This is a genomic window from Cardiobacterium sp. (assembly GCF_057314735.1).
The window spans coordinates 43,236-64,114 of record NZ_DBHKZK010000022.1; the positions used below are offsets into that span (position 1 = coordinate 43,236).

Annotated in this window: 23 protein-coding genes and 1 pseudogene; 14 read left to right on the forward strand and 10 right to left on the reverse strand. The window is 58.4% G+C overall.

Annotated elements, in window-relative coordinates:
- Positions 1-8: 8 nt before the first annotated feature.
- On the reverse strand, positions 9-734 hold the full coding sequence (locus ACO54Z_RS02700) for a hypothetical protein (RefSeq protein ID WP_485995634.1): 726 nt from the start codon (positions 732-734) through the stop codon (positions 9-11).
- Between the two features lie 114 nt (positions 735-848).
- On the opposite strand from ACO54Z_RS02700, the gene ACO54Z_RS02705 reads away from it, so the two are divergent.
- The 5 genes from ACO54Z_RS02705 to ACO54Z_RS02725 all read left to right on the forward strand — a co-directional run bounded on the left by ACO54Z_RS02705 (position 849) and on the right by ACO54Z_RS02725 (position 4,161).
- On the forward strand, positions 849-1,829 hold the full coding sequence (locus ACO54Z_RS02705; protein WP_485995635.1) for a malate dehydrogenase: 981 nt from the start codon (positions 849-851) through the stop codon (positions 1,827-1,829).
- Positions 1,830-2,037: 208 nt separating this feature from the next.
- On the forward strand, positions 2,038-2,547 hold the full coding sequence (locus tag ACO54Z_RS02710; RefSeq protein ID WP_485995636.1) for a hypothetical protein: 510 nt from the start codon (positions 2,038-2,040) through the stop codon (positions 2,545-2,547).
- On the forward strand, positions 2,544-3,053 hold the full coding sequence (locus tag ACO54Z_RS02715; RefSeq protein ID WP_485995637.1) for a hypothetical protein: 510 nt from the start codon (positions 2,544-2,546) through the stop codon (positions 3,051-3,053). Before ACO54Z_RS02710 ends, ACO54Z_RS02715 begins: the two co-directional genes overlap by 4 nt.
- On the forward strand, positions 3,050-3,556 hold the full coding sequence (locus tag ACO54Z_RS02720; protein ID WP_485995638.1) for a hypothetical protein: 507 nt from the start codon (positions 3,050-3,052) through the stop codon (positions 3,554-3,556). Before ACO54Z_RS02715 ends, ACO54Z_RS02720 begins: the two co-directional genes overlap by 4 nt.
- Positions 3,553-4,161: a glutathione S-transferase N-terminal domain-containing protein gene (locus ACO54Z_RS02725; RefSeq protein ID WP_485995639.1), complete on the forward strand. Its 609-nt coding sequence runs from the start codon at positions 3,553-3,555 to the stop codon at positions 4,159-4,161. The genes ACO54Z_RS02720 and ACO54Z_RS02725 overlap by 4 nt, the downstream gene beginning before the upstream one ends.
- Before the next feature lie 129 nt (positions 4,162-4,290).
- Here ACO54Z_RS02725 and ACO54Z_RS02730 read toward each other — a convergent pair whose 3' ends face one another.
- On the reverse strand, positions 4,291-5,046 hold the full coding sequence (locus tag ACO54Z_RS02730) for a hypothetical protein (RefSeq protein WP_485995640.1): 756 nt from the start codon (positions 5,044-5,046) through the stop codon (positions 4,291-4,293).
- A 151-nt stretch (positions 5,047-5,197) separates the two neighbouring features.
- Between ACO54Z_RS02730 and ACO54Z_RS02735 the strand changes: the two genes are divergently transcribed.
- The 5 genes from ACO54Z_RS02735 (at position 5,198) to ACO54Z_RS02755 (ending at position 10,122) form a co-directional block, all read left to right on the forward strand.
- The gene (locus ACO54Z_RS02735) at positions 5,198-5,794 is read left to right on the forward strand and encodes a glutathione S-transferase N-terminal domain-containing protein (RefSeq protein WP_485995641.1); all 597 of its coding nucleotides are present in this window, start codon (positions 5,198-5,200) and stop codon (positions 5,792-5,794) included.
- 384 nt (positions 5,795-6,178) lie between these two features.
- Positions 6,179-7,933, forward strand: coding sequence for a SulP family inorganic anion transporter (locus ACO54Z_RS02740; protein ID WP_485995642.1), 1,755 nt, complete (start codon positions 6,179-6,181; stop codon positions 7,931-7,933).
- 69 nt (positions 7,934-8,002) lie between these two features.
- Positions 8,003-8,443, forward strand: coding sequence for a copper resistance protein NlpE (locus ACO54Z_RS02745; protein WP_485995643.1), 441 nt, complete (start codon positions 8,003-8,005; stop codon positions 8,441-8,443).
- Between the two features lie 243 nt (positions 8,444-8,686).
- Positions 8,687-9,034: a hypothetical protein gene (locus tag ACO54Z_RS02750; RefSeq protein WP_298080597.1), complete on the forward strand. Its 348-nt coding sequence runs from the start codon at positions 8,687-8,689 to the stop codon at positions 9,032-9,034.
- A gap of 17 nt (positions 9,035-9,051) precedes the next feature.
- Positions 9,052-10,122 carry a tRNA nucleotidyltransferase/poly(A) polymerase-related protein gene (locus ACO54Z_RS02755; RefSeq protein ID WP_485995644.1) on the forward strand — a complete coding sequence of 357 codons (1,071 nt, stop codon included), beginning with the start codon at positions 9,052-9,054 and terminating at the stop codon, positions 10,120-10,122.
- Here the strand turns inward: ACO54Z_RS02755 and ACO54Z_RS02760 are convergent.
- The 5 genes from ACO54Z_RS02760 to infA all read right to left on the reverse strand — a co-directional run bounded on the left by ACO54Z_RS02760 (position 10,117) and on the right by infA (position 13,216).
- Entirely contained in the window at positions 10,117-10,659 is a 543-nt protein-coding gene (locus ACO54Z_RS02760; RefSeq protein ID WP_485995645.1) for a hypothetical protein, read from the reverse strand. The two genes, ACO54Z_RS02755 and ACO54Z_RS02760, sit on opposite strands and share 6 nt — an antisense overlap.
- Before the next feature lie 24 nt (positions 10,660-10,683).
- Positions 10,684-11,568, reverse strand: coding sequence for an agmatinase (speB, locus tag ACO54Z_RS02765; protein WP_485995663.1), 885 nt, complete (start codon positions 11,566-11,568; stop codon positions 10,684-10,686).
- 253 nt (positions 11,569-11,821) lie between these two features.
- The gene (locus ACO54Z_RS02770; RefSeq protein ID WP_485995646.1) at positions 11,822-12,157 is read right to left on the reverse strand and encodes a hypothetical protein; all 336 of its coding nucleotides are present in this window, start codon (positions 12,155-12,157) and stop codon (positions 11,822-11,824) included.
- Positions 12,158-12,217: 60 nt separating this feature from the next.
- Positions 12,218-12,946 (reverse strand): UDP-2,3-diacylglucosamine diphosphatase, encoded by a 729-nt coding sequence (locus tag ACO54Z_RS02775; RefSeq protein WP_485995647.1) that lies wholly within the window; start codon positions 12,944-12,946, stop codon positions 12,218-12,220.
- A gap of 51 nt (positions 12,947-12,997) precedes the next feature.
- Positions 12,998-13,216, reverse strand: a complete 219-nt coding sequence (infA, locus tag ACO54Z_RS02780; protein WP_004138866.1) for a translation initiation factor IF-1 — start codon at positions 13,214-13,216, stop codon at positions 12,998-13,000.
- Positions 13,217-13,346: 130 nt separating this feature from the next.
- On the opposite strand from infA, the gene gcvT reads away from it, so the two are divergent.
- Both gcvT and ACO54Z_RS02790 read left to right on the forward strand, forming a co-directional pair.
- Positions 13,347-14,450, forward strand: a complete 1,104-nt coding sequence (gene gcvT, locus ACO54Z_RS02785) for a glycine cleavage system aminomethyltransferase GcvT (protein ID WP_485995648.1) — start codon at positions 13,347-13,349, stop codon at positions 14,448-14,450.
- A 109-nt stretch (positions 14,451-14,559) separates the two neighbouring features.
- Complete coding sequence (locus ACO54Z_RS02790) at positions 14,560-14,805, forward strand: hypothetical protein (RefSeq protein ID WP_485995649.1); 246 nt, start codon at positions 14,560-14,562, stop codon at positions 14,803-14,805.
- A 696-nt stretch (positions 14,806-15,501) separates the two neighbouring features.
- Here ACO54Z_RS02790 and ACO54Z_RS02795 read toward each other — a convergent pair.
- Entirely contained in the window at positions 15,502-17,178 is a 1,677-nt protein-coding gene (locus tag ACO54Z_RS02795) for a hypothetical protein (protein ID WP_485995650.1), read from the reverse strand.
- A gap of 119 nt (positions 17,179-17,297) precedes the next feature.
- On the opposite strand from ACO54Z_RS02795, the gene ACO54Z_RS02800 reads away from it, so the two are divergent.
- Entirely contained in the window at positions 17,298-18,386 is a 1,089-nt protein-coding gene (locus ACO54Z_RS02800; RefSeq protein ID WP_485995651.1) for a metallophosphoesterase, read from the forward strand.
- 371 nt (positions 18,387-18,757) lie between these two features.
- Here the strand turns inward: ACO54Z_RS02800 and ACO54Z_RS02805 are convergent, their stop codons facing one another.
- Both ACO54Z_RS02805 and ACO54Z_RS02810 read right to left on the reverse strand, forming a co-directional pair.
- Entirely contained in the window at positions 18,758-19,333 is a 576-nt protein-coding gene (locus ACO54Z_RS02805) for a TerD family protein (RefSeq protein ID WP_298080960.1), read from the reverse strand.
- A 125-nt stretch (positions 19,334-19,458) separates the two neighbouring features.
- Positions 19,459-20,202, reverse strand: coding sequence for a DUF6585 family protein (locus ACO54Z_RS02810; protein ID WP_485995652.1), 744 nt, complete (start codon positions 20,200-20,202; stop codon positions 19,459-19,461).
- 259 nt (positions 20,203-20,461) lie between these two features.
- Here ACO54Z_RS02810 and ACO54Z_RS02815 point away from each other — a divergent pair.
- A pseudogene (locus ACO54Z_RS02815) lies at positions 20,462-20,833 on the forward strand (WG repeat-containing protein); the annotation flags it as partial.
- Between the last annotated feature and the right edge of the window lie 46 nt (positions 20,834-20,879).

A 20,879-nucleotide genomic window follows, 5' to 3' on the forward strand; every position in this document is an offset into this window, starting at 1 on the left:
GTTCGTGTTTAACCTTTGGGTTGTTCTTTCGGGTTCATAGTGCTGCCTTCAGCACCGGCTGCAGGTGACGGCGCAACCGGTTGTGGTGGTGGTACTGCAGTAGCAGGCATAATTGGCTGAGCCGGTGTCACCGCGGGTGGAATGCGGGAAGGCGCGATTGCCGGCGGCATTGTTGCCCGATTAATTGGAACACCGTTTACCTCCGGCGATGATTGACAATAGCGGTCAACGATCCCTTCTGCTTGCTGTTTGCGCTCGGCGATCTGCTCGCTTGACAGCGCAATCAGGTTACCTTTGCCGTCATCTTCAACGATATTGGTTTTGGTCTGGATGGTTTTCAAGTTCTGCTGCGCCTCTGCACAACGTTGCTCCCGTGAAATAGACCCGGGCGGCAGTGGCTGGTTGTCATTCGCCGGAGCAGCGTTTCCAGAGGTATCCGTCGGACGTACTGGACGCAATACAGCGATGCTGTCGCTGGTCGGGCGTTCGCTGACCAGCATCCCTTGTTCGTTGATTTTGGTGTAGCTGGTGACGCCACGTGGCACATATTTGCCGTAGTGCGTTTTTCCGCCTGAACGCCACTTGTAGAAAATTTTTAGTGGTTCAACGCCAGGTCTGGTGTAAACCTCCGGCGGACGTTCATCTGCCGCTGCAGCAGGTTTGCTGTCCTGCGCCCATGCGGCAGCACAAGAGAGGGAAACGGCCAGGGCCAACAAAGATGTTTTCAATTTCATGGTTGAATTCCTTATCTAAAGAGACCGTCATATTCTAACATTAATTTTCAGAAAAGAATCCACCCTGCTATAATTATTTTCCTCAAATTTTCCCAAACATACAGGAGATTCCTCATGAAAAACCCCGTTCGCGTCACCATCTCCGGTGCGGCAGGCAACATCGGCTATGCGCTCGCTTTCCGCGTCGCAGCTGGCGATATGCTCGGCCCGGACCAGCCCGTCATCCTGCAATTGCTGGAAATCACCCCGGCGCTGGACGCACTCAAGGGCGTTGCCATGGAACTCAACGATTGCGCCTTCCCACTGCTGCGCGGCCTCGTCACCACTGACGACGCCAATGTCGCCTTCAAGGACTGCGATTACGCGCTCCTGGTCGGTGCCCGTCCGCGCGGCCCCGGCATGGAGCGCAAGGATTTGCTCGCCGCGAACGGCGCCATCTTCGGCCCGCAGGGCAAGGCGCTGAACGACCACGCCTCGCGCAACGTCAAAGTATTGGTCGTCGGCAACCCGGCCAACACCAACGCCCTCATCGCCCAAGCCGCCGCGCCGGATCTCAACCCGCGCAACTTCACCGCGATGACCCGCCTCGACCACAACCGCGCGCTGTCGCAACTGGCCGAAAAAACCGGCACGCACAGCACCGACGTCGCCAAAATGACCATCTGGGGCAATCACTCCTCCACCCAGTACCCGGACATCAGCCACGCCACCGTGCAGGGCAAACCCGCCAAAGGCCTGGTTGAAGACGCCTGGTACAAAGACACCTTCATCCCCGTCGTGCAACAGCGCGGTGCTGCCATCATCAAGGCGCGCGGCGCATCTTCTGCCGCCTCCGCCGCCTCCGCCGCGATTGACCACATGCGCAGCTGGGCGCTCGGTACCGACGGCGACGACTGGGTCAGCATGGGCGTTCCGTCCGACGGCTCCTACGGCATCGCCCCCGGCATCATCTACTCCTACCCCTGCCGCTGCAAAAACGGCGACTACGAAATCGTCCAGGGCCTCGACATTAACGCCTTCAGCCGTGAAAAAATGGACGCGACCGAGCGCGAACTGCGCGAAGAACGCGCCGCCGTCGAACACCTGCTCAAATAAACACAGCGCCACAACCGCCCCGCCCCGCGCGGGGCTTTTCCCAAGAGCCTGTTCAAAATCCCGCTGCGGGCGTTATGCGTGCGGGATTGGGCGGGCTGCTTCGTTGCAAGACTTGGCAAGGTAGCCCACATTGCCTGCGTCTTGCGCCTTGCATCCCATCCCAACCCGCCCCCATTCGCCTCACCCCGGAATATTGAACAGGCTCTAAATGACCGCCGCACAGCACAAAAAGCTCGCCTTCGCCTGGATAGCCGCCAACATCATCCTCATCCCGCACATCCGTCCGGTAGAAGGCACCGCCTCGCTCTACACTGACCTTATCCTCGGCCTCAGCGGCCTGCCGCTCTGTTGGTGGGTGTGGCGCGACCGCCACGAAACCCTCACCTACCACTTCGCCTGGGAAACGCCATTACTCACCCTCATCCTGCTGATATTCCTCACCCTACCCGCGCTGCGCGACCTCATCGGCGGCAGCCAAACCCTCACCCCGCATTGGCACAGCACCGACCGCAACGCGCGAATGCCCGACCACTACTACCTTGAGCTTTTCGCCAAACCGCTCGCCACCGTACCCACGACACTGCGCATCCGCCGCACCACCTACGACCAGCTCAACCGCATCCGTGGCAGCGGCAGCGAGCGCCCGCCCGCCATCCGTGTCGAATACTGGCCACACAGCCGCACCCTCAAACACCTTGATATCCCGGAGACCCCATGAGAGAAGCCCTCTTTGAATGGCTGCAACAATCGCCCCTCCTCTGCCTCCTCGCCATCGCCTTTGTCGCTGTCGAAATCCTGACCCCATCCACCGGCATCAATGCCCTCTACGGCAACATCCTCGCCGGACTCATCGCCATCCCGGCCGTCATCGAACGCTGGCACAGCCGCCACAAACGCGACGAATGGCTCTCCGACCTCATTCTCTGGCTGCTGCTCGGCGCCGGCCTCTACCTCTACATCATCCCGTCCAGCCGCGACCTCGCCAGTGGTAGCCAAACCCTCACCACCGCCGACTACCGCCTGCACAAAAAACACCGCTCCCGCCACAGCTACGACTTCCGTAGCCGTTACCGCCTCGAAATCCCGGCAATCCGCACCACCTTCCGCATCGACCAAAAAGACTACGACCGCCTCGACCGAACCCCGGCTCCGACCATCCACATCGAATACTGGCCACACAGCCACACCCTCAAACGCCTCGACATCCACAACGACACCCCATGAAAGACACCCTCTTTGAATGGCTGCAACAATCGCCCTGGCTCGTCGCTCTCGCCGCCCTCATGCTCGCCACCCACATCCTTGCCCCGACCGAAGGCATCGGCGCCCTCTACGGCGACATTATCACCGGCCTCATCGCCATTCCCGTCGCCCTCGAACGCTGGCTGACCCGCAATTACCGCCGTGAGCGCCTCAGCGACCTCGCCGCACTCGCCCTGCTCGCCGGCGCCGTCATCGTACTCATCGCCCCGGCGAGCCTTGACCTCATTCGCGGCAGCAAAACCATCACCACCCGGAACTACCACGCACGCGAAACCGCCTGGAGCACGCACCGCAAAACCCGCTACCTCCTCGAACTCCCCGAAACCGGCGCCCGCCTCCACATCGACTACCCCCACTACAGCCAGCTCACCAATACAAACCCCCACACCATCCGCGTAGAATACTGGCCGGCAAGCGACACCATCCGCCGCCTCACCATCAACCCGACCGAGGAAAGCCAATGAAACTCTACACCAGCACCACCTCCCCCACCGCGCGCGCCATCATCCTGACCGCGCTTTCACAAAACAAAGACGAGCTGCAACTCGCCTACGCCGACCCGTGGACGACCCCGCCCGCGCTCACCGCGGAAAACCCCTTCTCGCAAGTGCCGACCCTCATCACCGACGACGGCATCCACATCTACAACACCCTCACCATCGCCGACTACCTCTTTGACCACCCCTTCCGCAGCGCGGCACAAACCGCCGTGGCGGGCTACGCCACTGCCCTGCTCGAACAAATCATCAAAGCCTACTCGCTGGCGCGCTTCCAGCCGGAAGGCACGGCGGAACACCCGCACATCGCGCGCGCCCGCGCTGCCGTTGTCCGCGGCCTCGAACGCGCGCCACAACTCGACCCGGCGAGCAACCACATCGCGCAACACCTGCTGGCAATGGCCTACCACTATGCCGAACTGCGCCACCCCGCGCTCTACCCGCACCTGGATGCCGACAACCGCCGCGCCTTCGCCGAATACCAAATGCGTCCTGACGTGCGCGCCGTCCGCCCCGAAGCGCTGGAACAACACCCGGCCAGCATCGCCGCCGTGCGGCAAAGCATCCGCTAAAACACACACCTTATCCTGCGGGGCGGAATTCGCAGCGGGCGAAGGAGGAACAATAGACGAAAAACAGCCGATAAAATCTCGCCGCAACCACAAAAAACCCGCCATAGGCGGGTTTATCTTTTTATCATTTTACAACTTGATATTTTCCACTGACCGTTTTGCGTCTTCAACAGCCTTTTTCTCTTGTGCATCCTGCGCTTCCTGTTCCTTTCGTGTAAATTCTGCTTCCGTTTTTTCAATGGCAGCGCGGTCAATGAATATCTGATAAAGATAAATACTCTGTGGATAGGGAACCAGCACTGCCATGGCACCGGATCCTTTAAGATTGATGACACCATCAGTGTCAGTTTCAGAATCCGAACAATCTCCCCAGCAGGATACAGCCTTGGCATGGGAAGAATTAACATTCCACGGAAAAGTATTTTTCCCGACATTTGCAAAAAAATAACTGTCTGGTGCAGCCGTCTTGCTTATCGTAGGTGCACCATATTTCTCACTGATCTTGTCGCGGATAGCAAGAAGGTTGTTATATTTTTCATTATCTGGCAAATTTTCGGGTAGCGGAATTTTCTTTGAACGAATAATTTGCATAATACCAAACCCATCGCTGGTAAAAATGTCAATTTCTTCTTCCAGACTGGCTCGACAAACAAAACGCCTGGCACCTTTGATTTTTGTCTCGCCCACATCATAAGTTCGCAACGCTGTGAAACCGTTCCGGTTATAAATACAGGTTTCCTTGATAAGTGGCATATAGACTTCTTTTTTCATGCCCAATTTAAAGCTATTCAAATCAAATTCGCGATAATTTGTTTCGGCAAAAGAGGGGACTGCCATTGTGGTGAATATGGCGGCCAATGAAAGAGAAAACGTACATGTGCGCATAACAACTCCTTGGTTTGCTTCAGGGGAAAATCGGGCACTTGCCCGCTGTTTTTATACCACAACAAGCTTCATGTTACCGCTGTCTTATAATGCCGCAGTCGTAGCGGAATCCGATCCCTGCCTCCCCCTCACCAAATTTATGGAGAACCCCATGAAACTCTACCTCAGTACCACCTCGCCCTACTCCCGCCTCGCCCTCATCGCAGCAATGCGCAGTGGACACACCAACCTGCAACTGCACTACGTCCTGCCCTGGGAAAACCCGGCCGACCTCCTCGCCGTCAACCCCTACAGCCAAATCCCGGCGCTGCATTGCGACGACGGCAACATCCTCACCGAAACCCTCATCATCATGCACTACCTCGACGACCGCGTGCTGCGCGGCGGCGGCACCTGTGCCCGTGCCGCTTACGGCATCGCCACCATCAACCAGGCCGTGCGCGCGTTCTCCCTCGCCATGCACCAACCGGCAGACAGCCTGCCGCACCCGCACATCGCTCGCAGCCGCGCCGCGCTTGCCCGCGCCCTGCCGCACGCGCCGCAACTCGACCCCGCATCTGCCGACTGGGGGCACATCATCCTCGGTAACGGCCTGAACTATGTGCGAATGCGCCTACCGGAGATTTACACCGCACACACCAGCCGCGACAACCAGAATGCTGTTGCCGCCTTCCTCACCCGCGACTTCATGCAAAAAACCGAGACGCCGCAACTGGAAAAACGCCCCGCCCGCGTCGCCGACCTGTAAGAGCCTGTTTAAAATCTTGGAGAACCGCATTTTTCCATATGCTTGTGTAGGAAACTGAAAACCGGGAAAACAGCCAATATGCCCCCTCTCCCCGTGGGAGAGGGCCGGGGTGAGGGCAGCAAACGATTGAAAAAACCGGAATTTCGATTCATGAACAACATCCCTCCACCCCTTCCCCGACCCTCCCCCGCTACGGGCTTCGCCCTGCAGGGGAGGGGGATTTTAAACAGGTTCTAAGAACCTTGTCGCAACAGCACAGCCGCCTTCCCCGCTTCGCTTCAGCGCAGGCGGGGATTTTTGCATGGTCAGCACTCCCGCCCTTTTCCGCACCACGGCGGCAAACCTTGCTATGCTGCCTCCGTTTTGCTTAGCGGAGAAAGGTTGATGCAAGGGATTTTTGCCGCGCTGGAGCTGGTTTTCTGGCGCGTGTTCATGTTGCTTTGGCCGTGGTTGCGTTGGCCGAAGCCGTCGGCAGCGTCGCTGCGTGGTGATTTTTGCGCGGGGCTGACCGGTGCGGCGCTGGTGTTGCCGCAGGGGATTGCCTTCGCCCGCATCGCCGGGTTGCCGCCGCTGTTCGGGCTTTACAGTGCGATGTTTGCCGCGGTGGTGGCGGCACTGTTCGGCTCCAGTTGGCATTTGGTGAGCGGGCCGACGGTGGCGCTGTCCATCGTTTTGCCGACGGTGCTTGCGCCGTATGCGCCGCTGGCGTCGCCGGAGTATGTGGCGCTGTCGCTGGTGTTGATGTTTTTGGTGGGCGTGATTCAGCTCGCGTTTGCGGTGTTCCGCCTCGGCGGGCTGGTCAATTTTATTTCGCCGACGGTGGTGACGGGCTTCACTGCGGGTGCGGGTGTGCTGATTGTGTTCAGTCAGTTGCCGGATTTTTTCGGGGTGGCAGTACCGCATGGCTTGTCGCTGCCGGAGCGAGTGCTGGCGCTGGCGGCGCTGTTGCCGTCCGCCCATTGGCCAACGCTGGCAATTGCGGCGACGACGCTCGCGGTTGCCGTGCTTTGCCGCCGTTTTTGTCGCCGCTGGCCGTATATGCTGGTCGGGATGCTGGCGGGCAGTCTGCTCTCGCTCGCCATTGACGGTGCCGGGCGCGGGGTGGCGATGCTCGGCGCGCTGCCGCTGAGCGCGCCCGCGTGGCAATGGCCGCCGTTGCAGTGGCAGACGCTGCGCCAGTTGTTGCCGGCGGCGTTTGCGGTCGCCCTGCTCGGCCTCATCAATGCGGTGTCAATCGCCCGCGCCATCACCGCCCGCTCCGGGCAACGCATTGACGGCAATCAGGAATTTTTCGGGCAGGGGCTGGCGAATGTGGTCGGCAGTTGTTGTTGCTGCTATGTGATTTCCGGCTCGTTCAACCGCAGCGGTGTCAATTTTGACAGCGGCGCGCGTTCGCCGCTGGCGCAGGTATTTACCGCCGCGCTGGTCGCCGCCGCGCTCGCACTCGCGCCCGGCATCACCCGCTTTTTGCCGCTCGCCGCGATGGCCGGGGTCATCATGCTCGCCGCCTGGAATTTGCTTGATTTTGCCCGCTTCAGGCTCACCCTGCGCACGTCGCGCAACGAGACGGCGATTCTGCTGGCGACGTTTGTGTCCACGCTGCTGTTCAGTCTGGATTTTGCGATTTATGTCGGCGTGATTTTGTCTTTGGTGCTGTATTTGCAGAAGATTGCGCATCCGGTATTAAGCGCGGCGGATTTTGCGCCGCTCTACCGCCAATGCCGCGCGGCCGACCCCGCTTTTGTGCCGCCGCTGCGCGCGGTGCATCTCGACGGCTCGATTTTCTTCGGCTCGGTGGAACATATCCGCAGTCGCCTCGCCGAACTGGCGACGGCGCATGAGGGGCGCAATCTGGTCATTCTCGCCGAGGGGCTGAACCGTCTTGACCTTGCCGGGATTGAAATGCTGCTTGATGAGCGGCGCGCGTTGCAACAGCGCGGCGGCGACCTTTATCTGATTGGCATGAAACCGTATTTGCGGCGCAAGCTGCGACGCAGTCCGTACTGGTCATTGCTTGGCGGTCAGGAGCATTTGTTTGAAAGTACCTTCGTCGCTTTCCGCGAGGTGTGCGTGCGTCTCGGTATCCGTAACTATCGCAGTTACATGAAGTATTTGTTTCGAGATTACAACAGGCTGTAGTCATATTGATACTTGCGCGCGGGGCGAAAATCCATACCATAGCCCGCTACCAAACACGAGACGAGATACATGAAACACCTTCTTTTGATGACCGCGTTGCTTGGTGCGCTGTTCGGCTGCTCCAGCACGCGCGACAAGGATGAAGACCGCCCCGCCCGCCGTCCGGTGCAGGAAGCGGTCGTTGAAAATGCACGGAAAAACGTTTCCTGGCAGGGGACTTATCAGGGCATCCTGCCGTGCTCCGCCTGCGAAGGCGTGGCGACGATGATCGTCCTCAACCCGAACATGACCTACACCACGCGCACGCGGATGCTCGGCATTGACGACAAGGACCGCACCGGCGAAGGGCGCTTTGAATGGCTGCCGGACAACAGCCATATTGCCATCGACAGCGAAGGGCAGCGCAAGGTATTCCGCGTCCACAGTGATCATCTGGAAATGCGAATGCCTAATGGCGATGCCATTCCGACCGCGAACCCCGAAGCGTTCCAGTTGATGAAAACGGAATGACGTTTTTGATGACATGATTACTTCCTAAAGTATATTGCCCCGCCCTGCGGGGTATTTTTTATGGCAATCCTCACAAAGCACTGTACGGCGTTGCGCCGCCTGACCGGGCACCCTAAAAAATGGCGGGAGCCATTTTTTAGGGAAACCCGCACCGTACTAATCTGTACTGCCTTCGGCAGCGCGCCTTGTACAGAACTTTGTGAGTATCGCCATATATGAACCATCCGAAAAGAGGCGGAAATAATGACCATATCCCTGATGGAAAAAGCCGATTTCATCGAAAAATATAACGGCAAGGATGATGAAGTATTGACGCGAATGTATGACACCTTCCATAAAATTCAGCACGCCAAGGCATCGCTGTTATTAAACCTGAAACCGCCGGAAGCAGGCGATGACGAAGAATACGGGCTGGAATTGATGCGCTGCTACGAACATTACCGCGCCCTGGAATTTGCCGATGCCGCCATTCGCGAAATTCTGACCGGCGAAGATATGTATGAACAGCTCATGCAAGAACCGCTGACGCTGGAACGTTTTCTTGCCTTGCTCAAGGGCTTCAAACACGAAATGGCGAATTATATGCACTGATGACGGAGAAATAGCGGATGGAAATCTTTTTGGTGGGCGGCGCGGTGCGCGATCAATTATTGGGACTGCCGGTGCATGACCGCGATTGGGTCGTGGTTGGCGCGACGGCGGAAGAAATGTTGGCGCAAGGGTTCCGACAGGTCGGCAAGGATTTCCCGGTGTTTCTGCACCCCGAAACGGGCGAGGAATACGCGCTGGCGCGGCAGGAGCGCAAGACCGGGCGCGGCCATCAGGCCTTTATCTTTGATTTCGCGCCGGATGTATCGCTGGAAGCGGATTTGTTGCGCCGTGATTTGACGATTAACGCGATGGCGCAGGCGGCGGACGGGCGACTGATTGACCCCTATGGCGGCGCGGCGGACGTGCAGGCGCGCGTATTGCGCCACGTCTCGCCCGCCTTCGCCGAAGACCCGCTGCGGGTGCTGCGCCTGATGCGTTTCCTGGCGCGCTTCGCCCCGCTGGGCTTTACCGTAGCAGCAACAACGCTTGAATTGTGCCGCGAGATGGTCGCCGACGGCGAATTGCAGCATTTGAGCGCGGAGCGCGTCTGGACAGAATGCGAAAAAGCGTTGGCATCATCCGCACCGCAGGCATTTTTCAGCGGTTTGCAGGCAGTGGATGCGCTCGATGTGTTGGGCTTTAACGTCAGCGATGCACAATTGGCGACCATGAATACCCGCTTGCAGGCGGTGTTGGCGATGGATGAAAGCGCCGAACACCGCCTTGCCGTGTGGCTGCAGGGCGAAGACTGCGCTGCGGCGCGGGCGGCATTGCAAGCGGCGTTACCGCTGCCCAAACGCTACCGCTACTGGCTGCAACTGGTGGCAGATTACGGTGATGCCGTGCGCCGCTGGCGTGAATGCGATGGCGCAGCGCGCTGGCAGATGTTGAAGGCGAGCGGCAGCCTGCGCGCTGAAGGCGATGTACTGACGCTGGCGCGGCTGATGCAGGTTGAAGCGGCGCTGTTGGCAGAAATAGAAAACGCCCGCGAACAGGTGCGGGCGTTATCAACAGATGAATTGGCGCGGCAGTATCAGGGCGCAGAATTAGGCGAACGGATACGGGCGGCGCAGATAAACGCGTTATAACAGCTTCTGAATATTTGGCTGTTCCAGTTTTCGGGTAAATTCATAGCGCGTAATTTTGGGATCCTTAAAAATGGGCGCTTTTACCGTAATTTTGGTACTGGTATTACCGATGAGCTGCTCTCCATCCTTTTTCGTAGCCAATCCCCAAAGAGGACCAGTAAGCTTGGTTTCAAAAGAGACATCGGCATAGTCTTTGAACAGATCATCATGATAGACGATAAAGCTGGTCAGCCTGTCCGGGATATAATCATTTTTCTCCCGCTGCGGTTTCTGGAAATGACTGGCAGACTCGATGAAATATTCACACGCCTGGGTTTTTCCGCCTGTAAATTTATAGCTATATTGGGTATATCTGTCATTAATAATTACCGTCGCCTCCGGATCCAGTAAATCACAAAGTGCCTGCGGATCGGCTTCGCGATTGAAATTCACATATTCAACGACCCAAGGGCGCATATAGGCATCATGAAATGTCTGGTAATTATGAAATAAATACGTCGCCAGTCCCAGCGCAATTAAAATCAGCAGGTGTATCATGTTTTATTTCCTCACTATAAATTGTCATTTTTGTTGCGGGTTTGCTCGCTCAACAATACCCATCATTTTGTAGGCAAGATCGGCGGCGGTGAAATCGTAAACGTGCAGGCCGCGGATCGGGGCAAATTCGACCAAATCCATGCCGACCACCTGTCGCTGGCGGGCGACGGCGGCGATCAGGTCCAACAGTTGCCACCAGCCAAGGCCGCCCGGTACCGGGGTGCCGGTGGCGGGCATCAACGCCGCGTCCAGCCCGTCAATATCCACGGTGATGTAGATTTTTTCTGGGAAATGCGGCGGCAGGCTGAGGTCATGTAGCGGCGGGCGGCAGATGTCGCGCGCGTCATAGGCGGTGATTTGTGCCGGAAATTCGTCACGCACCGCCTGTTCGTCGAGGCTCATCGCGCGCACGCCGACCTGAAACAGCGCCACGCCTTCATCGACCAGCCGCTTCATCACGCAGGCATGGCTCCAGATGCTGCCTTCGTAGTTTTCGCGCAAATCCGCGTGTGCATCGAATTGCACTACGCCGATGCGTTCGCCGGGGCAAGCATCGGCGACGCCCATCACCGCGCCATAGCTGACGGTGTGTTCGCCGCCCAGCACGAACGGCAGGCTGCCCTGGGCGGCAACGTCGCGCACCCGTTCGCGGATGCGCAGCAGGACGTCGCCCGCTTCGCCGCGGCAGTCAATGGCTGGGTGGGTATAGATGCCAGCACGGCAAGGCTCGCCGCCCAACTGGTCATAGGTTTCGAGCTGGTCGGAGGCTTCGATGATGGCCGCCGGACCCTCGCCCGTGCCGCCGCCGTAGCTGACGGTTTTTTCGTAAGGTACGGGGATGATATGAAAGCGCGCCTTGCCCGGCGCGGGCTGGCTGATTTCGGAGCCGAGGAAGATGCGGGTACTCATCGCGGGCGCCTCCTGGTCAAGGTCAATCGCTGTCCGTTGCGGTGCGGCGGGCGGCTTCTGGCGCAATTCGTCTCCATGTGAGCGGGGTATGTCATGTCTGTCCTGATGATGGTAGCGGGCGAAACGGGCAATGCGTAACGCATTGCAACGGCTCGCATTGTAACCAAAGTGTTACGGATTGCCAATGTTTACCCGTGGGCAGTCGCGCAAGAAAAAAGCCCGCAGTTGCGGGCTTTTGGCACAAGGCGACAGATTATTTGTTTTCTGTCGGCGCATCTGAGCCTTTTTCGCCTTCAGCAGCCGGGGCGGTTGCATTGGCGACGCTGGCTGCGGCTTCATGGACGTGTTCTTTGGCACTATCCATGGCAGCACCTGCGGTTTCTTTCGCCTTGTCCATCGCTTCGCCAGCGACTTCTTTGGCTTTGTCGGCGGCTTCTTTGCCGGCTTCAGCGGTGCTGGCAGCGGCTTCTTTCACGTCTTTGGCTGCGGAAGCGGCGGCTTCCTTGCTTTTGTCCTTGGTTTCGTCGGAGCAGGCGGAGAGCAGGCTGGCGGCGGCCAAGACAGCGATCATCAGTTTGTGCATTTGCATAAGTACCTCGTTTAGTTGAAGGGTCGCGGCGCAGTATAGCGGTTTCTCCCGGGGTAAATCCTAAAAAACGGCAATGCGCCCGCAATTTGCACGACAGTCTGCCAGCGTAAACGCACCATCGGCATAGCGCAGGATTTCACCATATGGGCGCCAGTCGCCGAGGACGTACACCGTGTTGCCGTTATCGAGCCGATGCACGGTGGGGCGGTGGGTGTGGCCATGGATGAGTACCGTCGCGGCGGTGTTCTCCAGCGCGGTGCGAATGGCGGCAGGATGGGTATCGGTGATGGCGGATGCTTTGCGGCGGGTGCGCGCCTGGCTTTGTTGGCGCAATTTTTCGGCAAGGCGGCGGCGCAGCGCACGCGGCAGGCGGTAATAGAGCCATTGCAGTGGACGGCAGCGCAGCACGCGACGCAGGCGTTGATAACCGCGGTCGTCGGTGCAGAGCAGGTCGCCGTGTTCAAGCAGCACGGGGGTGTCGCCCAGTTGCAGGCGGTAGCGTTCGGGCAACAGGTGCAGGTGTGCCGTGCGGGCATAAGCCGCGCCGAGGAGAAAATCGCGGTTGCCGTGCTGGTAGTACACCGGGCAAGGCAGGGCGGCGAGGACGGCGGCAATGCGTTGGTGGAAAGGGCTGGCAAGGTCGTCGCCGAGCCAGTAATCATAGAGATCACCGAGGATGTAAACCGCTTCGGCATCGCCCGCGATGGCGGCAAGCGTGTCGAGAAAGGCGGCGGTAATTGCCGGCCGGTGTTCGGCGAGGTGAATGTCGGCGAGGAAGTAGATGGCCATGAGCGGGCATGAAAAAACCCGACGCGGGTCGGGCTGAAAACAGGCGGTGGCTTATTTTTCGCGGAAAATGATGCGGCCTTTGCTGAGGTCATACGGCGTCATCTCGACCTTCACCTTGTCGCCGGTGAGGATGCGGATATAGTGCTTGCGCATCCGCCCGGAGATGTGGGCGTTGATCATGTGACCGTTTTCCAGCTCGACGCGGAACGTGGTGTTGGGCAAGGTTTCCACCACGGTGCCGATCATTTCAATATTTTCTTCTTTGGACATGGTTACCTGTAAGTAGGGAAAAAACGCGCGGATTTTAACAAGTTGCCCCGTCAAATACAAAGCACATTGCGCCCCGCAGCGGTGGGGAAATATGTTAAAATTTGCGATTATTTCACATTGGAGCAACATAATGAGCACAGAAAAACACACCGCACTCTATGGCTGGCACCTCGCCCGTGGCGCGAAAATCGTCCCCTTTGCCGGTTACGCCATGCCGGTGCAATACGAAGAAGGCATCGTCAAAGAACACCTCTGGACGCGCGAACACGCCGGATTGTTCGACGTCTCGCACATGGGGCAGGTGCTGGTACGCGGTGCGAACGTGGCCGCCAGCCTCGAACGGCTCTTGCCGGTAGATTTACAGGGACTTGCCGTCGGCCAGCAGCGTTACGCGCTCCTCATGAACGCGCAGGGCGGGATAGATGACGACCTGATGCTGACGCGGCGCGCGAACGACTTCTACGTTGTGGTGAATGCCGCCTGCAAGGACGCCGATTTCGCCAAACTGCAAGCGGGCTTGCCGGACTGCGACGTCTCCTGGTGGCAGGCACGCGCCCTGCTCGCGCTGCAAGGGCCGGAAGCGGTAGAAGTGCTGGCGGCGATAGAACCGGCAGTACGCGACCTCACTTTCATGCACGGCGGCGAATACACCCTGCTCGGCATCCCGTGCTGGGTCAGCCGCAGCGGTTACACCGGCGAAGACGGCTACGAAATCTCCGTGCCGAACGACCGCGCCGCCGTCCTTGCCGACCTGCTTTGCAAAGACCCGCGCGTCAAACCCGTCGGCCTCGGCGCGCGCGACAGCCTCCGCCTCGAAGCCGGCCTCTGCCTCTACGGCAACGACATCGATACCACCACCACGCCGATCGAAGCCAGCCTCATCTGGGCCATCCAGAAAGTACGCCGCCCCGGTGGCGAACGCGCGGGTGGCTACCCCGGCGCGGACATCGTCGGCCAGCAAATCGAACACGGCGCGCCGCGCAAACGGGTCGGCCTCGCCATTGAAGGCCGCGCCCCGGTACGCGCCCACACCGAACTGTACCTCGGCGGCGAAAAAATCGGCGAAGTCACCAGCGGCGGCTTTGGCGCGACACTGAACGCGCCGCTGGCAATGGGCTACGTCAAAAGCGAACACGCCGCTGTCGGCACCAAACTCAGCGCGAAAGTGCGCGACAAAGACGTGGCGGTAGAAATCGTCGCCATGCCGTTTGTGAAAAAGGATTACAAAAAATAATCCCGACCCATAACCCGCCCCGATGCCCAGCCCCCTCCGCGCCGGAGGGGGCGAAGACAAAAACAATGACCGGGAAGCGATTGCGACGGCCTCCCGAAAGAAGCACATCATGGACATCCCCCATGCGGAAGCAGAAATCGAAAAACTCCGCGACGAAATCACATTGAGACAAATGAAAGCAGAAAAGGCGCTGATTTATCTGACCCTGAAAAACCTCGCCGATGCGGCACAGGATCCCTATGCGGAAGAGCGAAATTTTTTCAGGGAATTACTGACATCCCCGTTCATCATCTGGCTGCTGTTCTTTTCCATCGCCAGCGGCATTGCGATAGCGATGGGCAAATGGTTTGGCTAACCCGTGTTTACAATTCATCTGCAAGGCCTTGTAGGTTGGGTTAGGCGCAGCCGTAACCCAACAACGGGAGATGTTCGACATTCAGTTTGTTGGGTTACGCTCGTACCTCGCTAACCCAACCTACGAACTGGTGATGGTGGACAGCCTGCCCGGGTATTTATGCCCGGCGTTTTTTTATTAGACCTCTTTCCAAACCAGGCAAAGGCATACGTTTTTTGGAATTTGTATCCCTGCCCCACCCCAGCCCTCCCCCACGGGGGAGGGAGCCGTTATGCGGCAGATTCAAATAACTGCTGTCGTATCGCATATGGATGGTCATGAAATCATTGCTATTTTTTCAGCCAATGAGTCCCCTCCCCCTGTGGAGGAGGGTTAGGGTGGGGGCAGCAGACAACGGCTCAGCAGGTTTGGAATTTTGTCGGGTTGTCGTGCAAGTTATGGTTTGGAAGGAAGTCTATTGTCGGCCATGAATGGCTGACCGGCAAACTTGTCGTCCGCTTGGTTTGTAGGTCGGGCATTTATGCCCGACATTTTTTGGTGTCGGCCATGAATGGCCGACCTGCGAACTGTAAACCAAAGGCGTTATGGTGGGGCAAGCCCCACCCTACGCGCCCTGCCTCGCCCGCAAAAAACCGGCTCAATGAACCGCTTTTGTTTGCTACCCCTCCCCACGGGAGGGGTAGTTTGGCGGGCGGTTTATTCGGAGGAATAGGTCGCGCCGCCGATGCTGATGTTCTTGTCGTCCGCCCAGAAGAAGAACAACTGCCGCGCCGTTGTGCCGTCTGGCTGCGTCATCTCGATGGTATAGCCGTCCAGTTTGTAGCGGCCACGGTCGTTGCTGCTGCTCGCGCCGTGGCTGATGGCGCCATGGCCGATGCCTTCGCTGTTGATTTGGCCGAGGCCGTTGCTATTGGCGTGGGTGCTGCCGTAGTCGCTGCTGTCAAAGATGCCGTCGGGCTTGAATTTGAGCGTTTTGAAGAGGGCGTAGCCGCCGTAATAGTCGCCGCCGGAGGCGGAGTAGGTGTAGCTGCGGTTGTGTGTTTCGCCCGCCTTCGCGCCGCGTACCGGGTGGCCGGGCAGTTTTTTCCATGCGCTGTCTTTTTCGATTTCGTAGTCTTTGCCGTTCTTCCGCCATTTGTGCCAGAGTTCGGGTTCGTTTTTGCGCGAGGCGGCGACGTCCAGATCGGCAGGCGGCACGCGCAGGTTGCCGTATGCCCAGCCGTCTTTCAGCACCAGGCGCTGCTCTTCTTCAAAGCTGACGCCCCAGCCATAGCTGTTGTAACCATAGAACATGACCGCCTCGATTTCGTCCGGCTGCACGCCCTTGCCCGGTGCCGTCACCCATTTGAAGCGCGCCGCTTCGGCATCAGCGGCGGCTTTTTGTGCGGCTTGTTGCGACGGCGACGGTTCTTTGCTCGCGCCTTGGTATTGGCAGATGTTGATGATGCCGCTGGTGAGTTGTTGCCCGTAGATGCCGGTCTCGCCGTTCTTGCCACGGAAGAAGAAGGCGATTTCGCGCATTTCTCCCAGAACTTCAAAGTTGTAGAGATTGTAGTTGCTATCGACGTTGATGCGACCGTCGCGCTCGTATTTGAACTCGCCCGTGCCTGTGCGGTCGCCACTGACGCGGTACTCGCCGTTGTCGTAGAGCGAGAGGGTGTATTTCATGCCATCGTCTGTTTGCACCGCGCACTGGTAGTCGCCAAAAGCGAGGTCGCCGCCGGGGGTGAGGCCGTCCATCTTGAAGGTCTGCATAAATTCTTTGCCGTCGTCTATGCCGCTCTTGACGGCAGATGTACCGCTGCTGCCCGTGCTGCTGGCGACGGTGGCGGCGGCGCTGCTGCTACTGCTGGCAGTGGCGGTATCAGCGGTGGCGGTGCTAGCCGGGGTGGCGGTGGCACCGTCACCCTCGCCTTCCACATACAGCCCGGCGATGATGGCCTTCGCATCGTCCTGATAACGCTGGAGCAGCGTGGCATCTTCTTCGGAGAGAAGCTGGACGAGGCGCATCTTGCCGTCGCCAGCGGGGAAAGCGGTGAAGTTGATGTGCAGCGGTTTGCCCTGCACTTCCACGCGGTAAGTCATGTTGGCGAGGTCGCCCGCCTGCTCCGCCGTGCCGTGTTCCAGTACCTTGCCATACTGCCCGGCGAACTGCGGCGCGACTGCCGTCAGCCAGTCGGCGCTGCGCTTGCCGCCATCGGGCAACGGCGTCAGCGCGCTGAGGATAAAGACGCGGTCGCCGATGTCTTGCGGCTGGTAGTGGGTCAGGTTGTTTTCTTCGCGGCTCGTCCAGCCGGATGGCAAATCGAGGGCAAGAGCGGGGGCAAAAAGACCGCTGCAACAGGCGGCGAGAACAAGGGGTTTTGCGGACATAAGAGGCTCCGGTTGGAAAATCGCCCTTCGCGGGAAGGGCTGAAGCGGGCGACGCAACACCGCGCGCGGCGTGGCGCAGTCTGGTTTATGATGCGCGCCCACTTTATCAGGAGAGATTGATGCCCCGTTGGTTGTTCGCCGTGCTGGTGCTGGCGGTTTTGCAGGTATTGTTGTGGGTATTTGCCCGTTCGTTGCGCTTCATGCTGGGCGGCAAGCGCCGCCGTTGGCTGACCGCTGCGGTGTTTGTCGCTGGCGATGGCTTGACGCTTGCCGCGCTGTCCCGCCTTGTGCCGGGGCTGTTTATCGCGCAGGCGTGGCTGATTGCGCTGTTGTGGCTGTGGTTTTTGGCAGCAGCTGCGGGTTTTGTGCTGTATGTACCGGGCAAGCGCTTCGCCCCGCAGCAGGCGGCGACGGCGCTGCGCGTCTGGCTGCCCGCAGCATTCGCGACGCTGTTTGCCTGGGGCTTTTTCAATGCGAACAGCACGGTGGTGCGCCATTACATGGTCGCGCTGGACAAGCCGATGGCGCAGCCGCTGCGCATCGGCGTCGCCAGCGATTTGCATCTCGACAGCGGCTTTTTCTTCGGCGCGCGCGAGCTTGACCGTCTTGCGGCGATTTTTGCGGCGGAGCAGGTGGACGTCATCCTGCTGCCCGGCGATGTGATTAACGACCGCCCTGATGCGTTTTATGCGGAGGGAATGGCGGCGCATTTGCGCGCGTTGCAGGCGCCGCTCGGTGTCTTCGCTACTCTCGGCAATCACGAGTTTTACGGCGACGCGGAAGAAAACGCGCAGGCGTTGCGCAACGCGGGGGTGCAGGTGCTGCGCGATGCGGTGGCGGTGGTCGCCGACCGCGTTGTCATCGCCGGGCGCGATGATGACACGCACGCCGACCGGCCGCCGCTTGCAGTATTGCTGCAACAAACGCGCCGCGATTTGCCGGTACTGGTGCTGGATCACCGCCCGACGGAGATTATGGAGAATGTGCAGACGCCGATGGATATACAGTTTTCCGGCCACACCCACAACGGTCAGGTTTTCCCTGCCAATTTCATCGTGCGCGCGCTCTATCGCCTGCACTACGGCCACGAAACGATTGACGGCAAAGACATTTTTGTCTCGTCCGGTTATGGCTTTTGGGGGGTACCGCTGCGTCTCGGCTCGCGTTCGGAGGTGCTGATCGTTGATGTGACGGGACGCGCGGATTAAGTGCAAATTAAATCTTGTTATCCCGATTGTTGTATGTATAATACGCCCATCAGGATGATGAAATGGTACCGGGCTCGCAGGGACGCGAGCCTTTTTGTTATGTTTCAGTCAGTTTCGTAGTGTTTTTCGCTCAAGCCGCGTTTTGCCGAACGCGCCTTTGTTGTATGAATAGCACAGTCTGGGCGCGCTTGTTATAGCCATCCACCGAAAGTTTCAGACAAGGCGCGCCGCCGAAGGCAGTACGCATTTGTACGGCGAGGCGGCGCAACACAGTATGAGACTTTCGGTGGATGGCTATACTGCGTGAACAAAGACAACTCGCCGCAAAAAAAAAAGCTGCCCGGTGCGGGCAGCCTGGCCGGTGATGGCACTTAAATATTGACGCCGTAATTTTTGGCGAGCGGGCCGAGACCGCCCTTGAAACCCTGGCCGATGGCCTTGAATTTCCATTCGCCGTTGTGGCGGTAAATCTCGCCGAAAATCATCGCCGTCTCTACCGAGGCATCTTCGGAGAGGTCAAAGCGGGCGATTTCGGTGCCGTTGTCCTGATTGACGCAGCGGATAAAGGCGCTGGAAACCTGGCCGAAGTTCTGGCCGCGCGCCTCGGCGTCGTGGATGGTGACGGCGACGGCGATTTTTTCCACATCCGCCGGTACCTTGTTCAGCTCAACGATGATGGTTTCGTCATCGCCTTCGCCCTCGCCGGTGCGGTTGTCGCCGGTGTGGACGACGCTGCCGTCGGCAGATTTCGGCTGGTTGTAGAAGATGAAATCGGCATCCGAGCGCACCTTGCCGCTGGCATTGAGCAAGAAGGCGCTGCCGTCCAGGTCGAAATCGGCGCCGTCGGTGGCGCGCACATCCCAACCCAGACCGATGAGCATCTTTTGCATACCGGGGGCTTCTTTGCTCAGGCTGACGTTGCCGCCTTTTTGCAGACTGATGGCCATGGAAATTCTCCTGTAGTTTGAAAAGAAAAGATTTTTGCAGGAATGCTGCGTCGCCGATTATATCGGCGATTGGCGGGGCGTGCCAGTTGCCACCCGTTTACATCAAGCGGCGTATTGCCATAAATTCAGAAAGCAAACGGCGGGGTGTAATCGCGGCGGGCGGCCTCACTCAAGTCCACATTCCAGCCATGAAGCAGGCAGAATAGGCGCAGATTGGCAATTTTCTGGCAGGGAACACTGAGTAGCGGCCACCAGGCACGGCTGCCGTCCGCCTTGCGCTGGCGCACGCTGAAATCGCCGTTGGCAATGTCGCAATCACAGTCGTCGTCTAGTGAGACTACCTTGTTTTTTCTACTGATTTCATCCGAACTGCTCGTCAACCAACCAAAAACAATCGCCTCATGGGCGGCAAAGGCGCGTTGCAAGGCGGGTAGTGTGTGGCGTATCTGATATTCCTCGATGGCGGCGACGATGTCTTCCGCCGCCTGCCAATGCAGGGCGATGCGTAGGCGGTTGCCATCGTCATTGCGCAGACGAATGACCGTCCAGTGCGGGCGGAAAACGACAAGCAGACGATAAAGCCCGCGGGCGACGTAAAGCTCCATTTCTGGCGAAAATTCAAACGTTTTGCTGCCCAAGAGGCCGCGATAGCAAATGCGGTCGTCAAAAACCTTAGCACGACGCAGCAGGCTGGCGAGCAGGCGATAAAGCGCAAACAACAGCAAAGGCGAAGAGACGAGCAACAACACGATCGTAAAGGGCAGGTCATTTTCACCGTTGTAAATGCAGGTGGCGATCAGGACGAACAGCAATATGGCGTAGATGACGGCAAGCCGTGGCGGATTGCGGTAAATGGCGGGGTGGGACATGGGACACTCCTTGTATGAAATAAAGGGGCGGGCATTGTCGCACATCTGCCCGGACGAGGGACAATGCAATACGATTCGCTGCGGATTTCGTGTCGCTTTGGGCAACGGATTGACCGACATTGCTTTCTGTCTGACGGAGTGATTCAATAATTGCCGCTGTCGACTTGTCTGTCATTTTTTTATACCTCGCAGGAAATTTATGAAAAACAAAGTCTGGCGCATCATTGAGCATTCGGTAATTGCACAATACCTGGTAGTTATGACGGGGACTGCAATAGCGCTGCTGCTGTTGTACTGGTTCATCAGTCATGTTGATATTCTCTGGTATGACCTTTTCCGTTGTCCCGCGCCTTTTTCTGCACTGGAATTTGACGAAGTTGGTGATATTGCCGACGGGCGGGTGCGCGTAACTGATAATGGCCAGGAATGGATTCTTGATACAAAAAGCCGGGAGCTTGTCCCTGCACCGCATGACTATACTTATGACTATCTGGGCAAACTTTCCAATGGACTGCGGCGCGCACGCAAGATTAATCAAGATACCTTTGGCTATATTGATGACAAAGGGCAGGCGGTCATTCCCTTTATCTATGATTATGCCGATGACTTTCATCATGACGTGGCGCGCGTCAGGATTAAAAGCCAATACACCCTAATTGACCGCGGCGGGCGGGAAA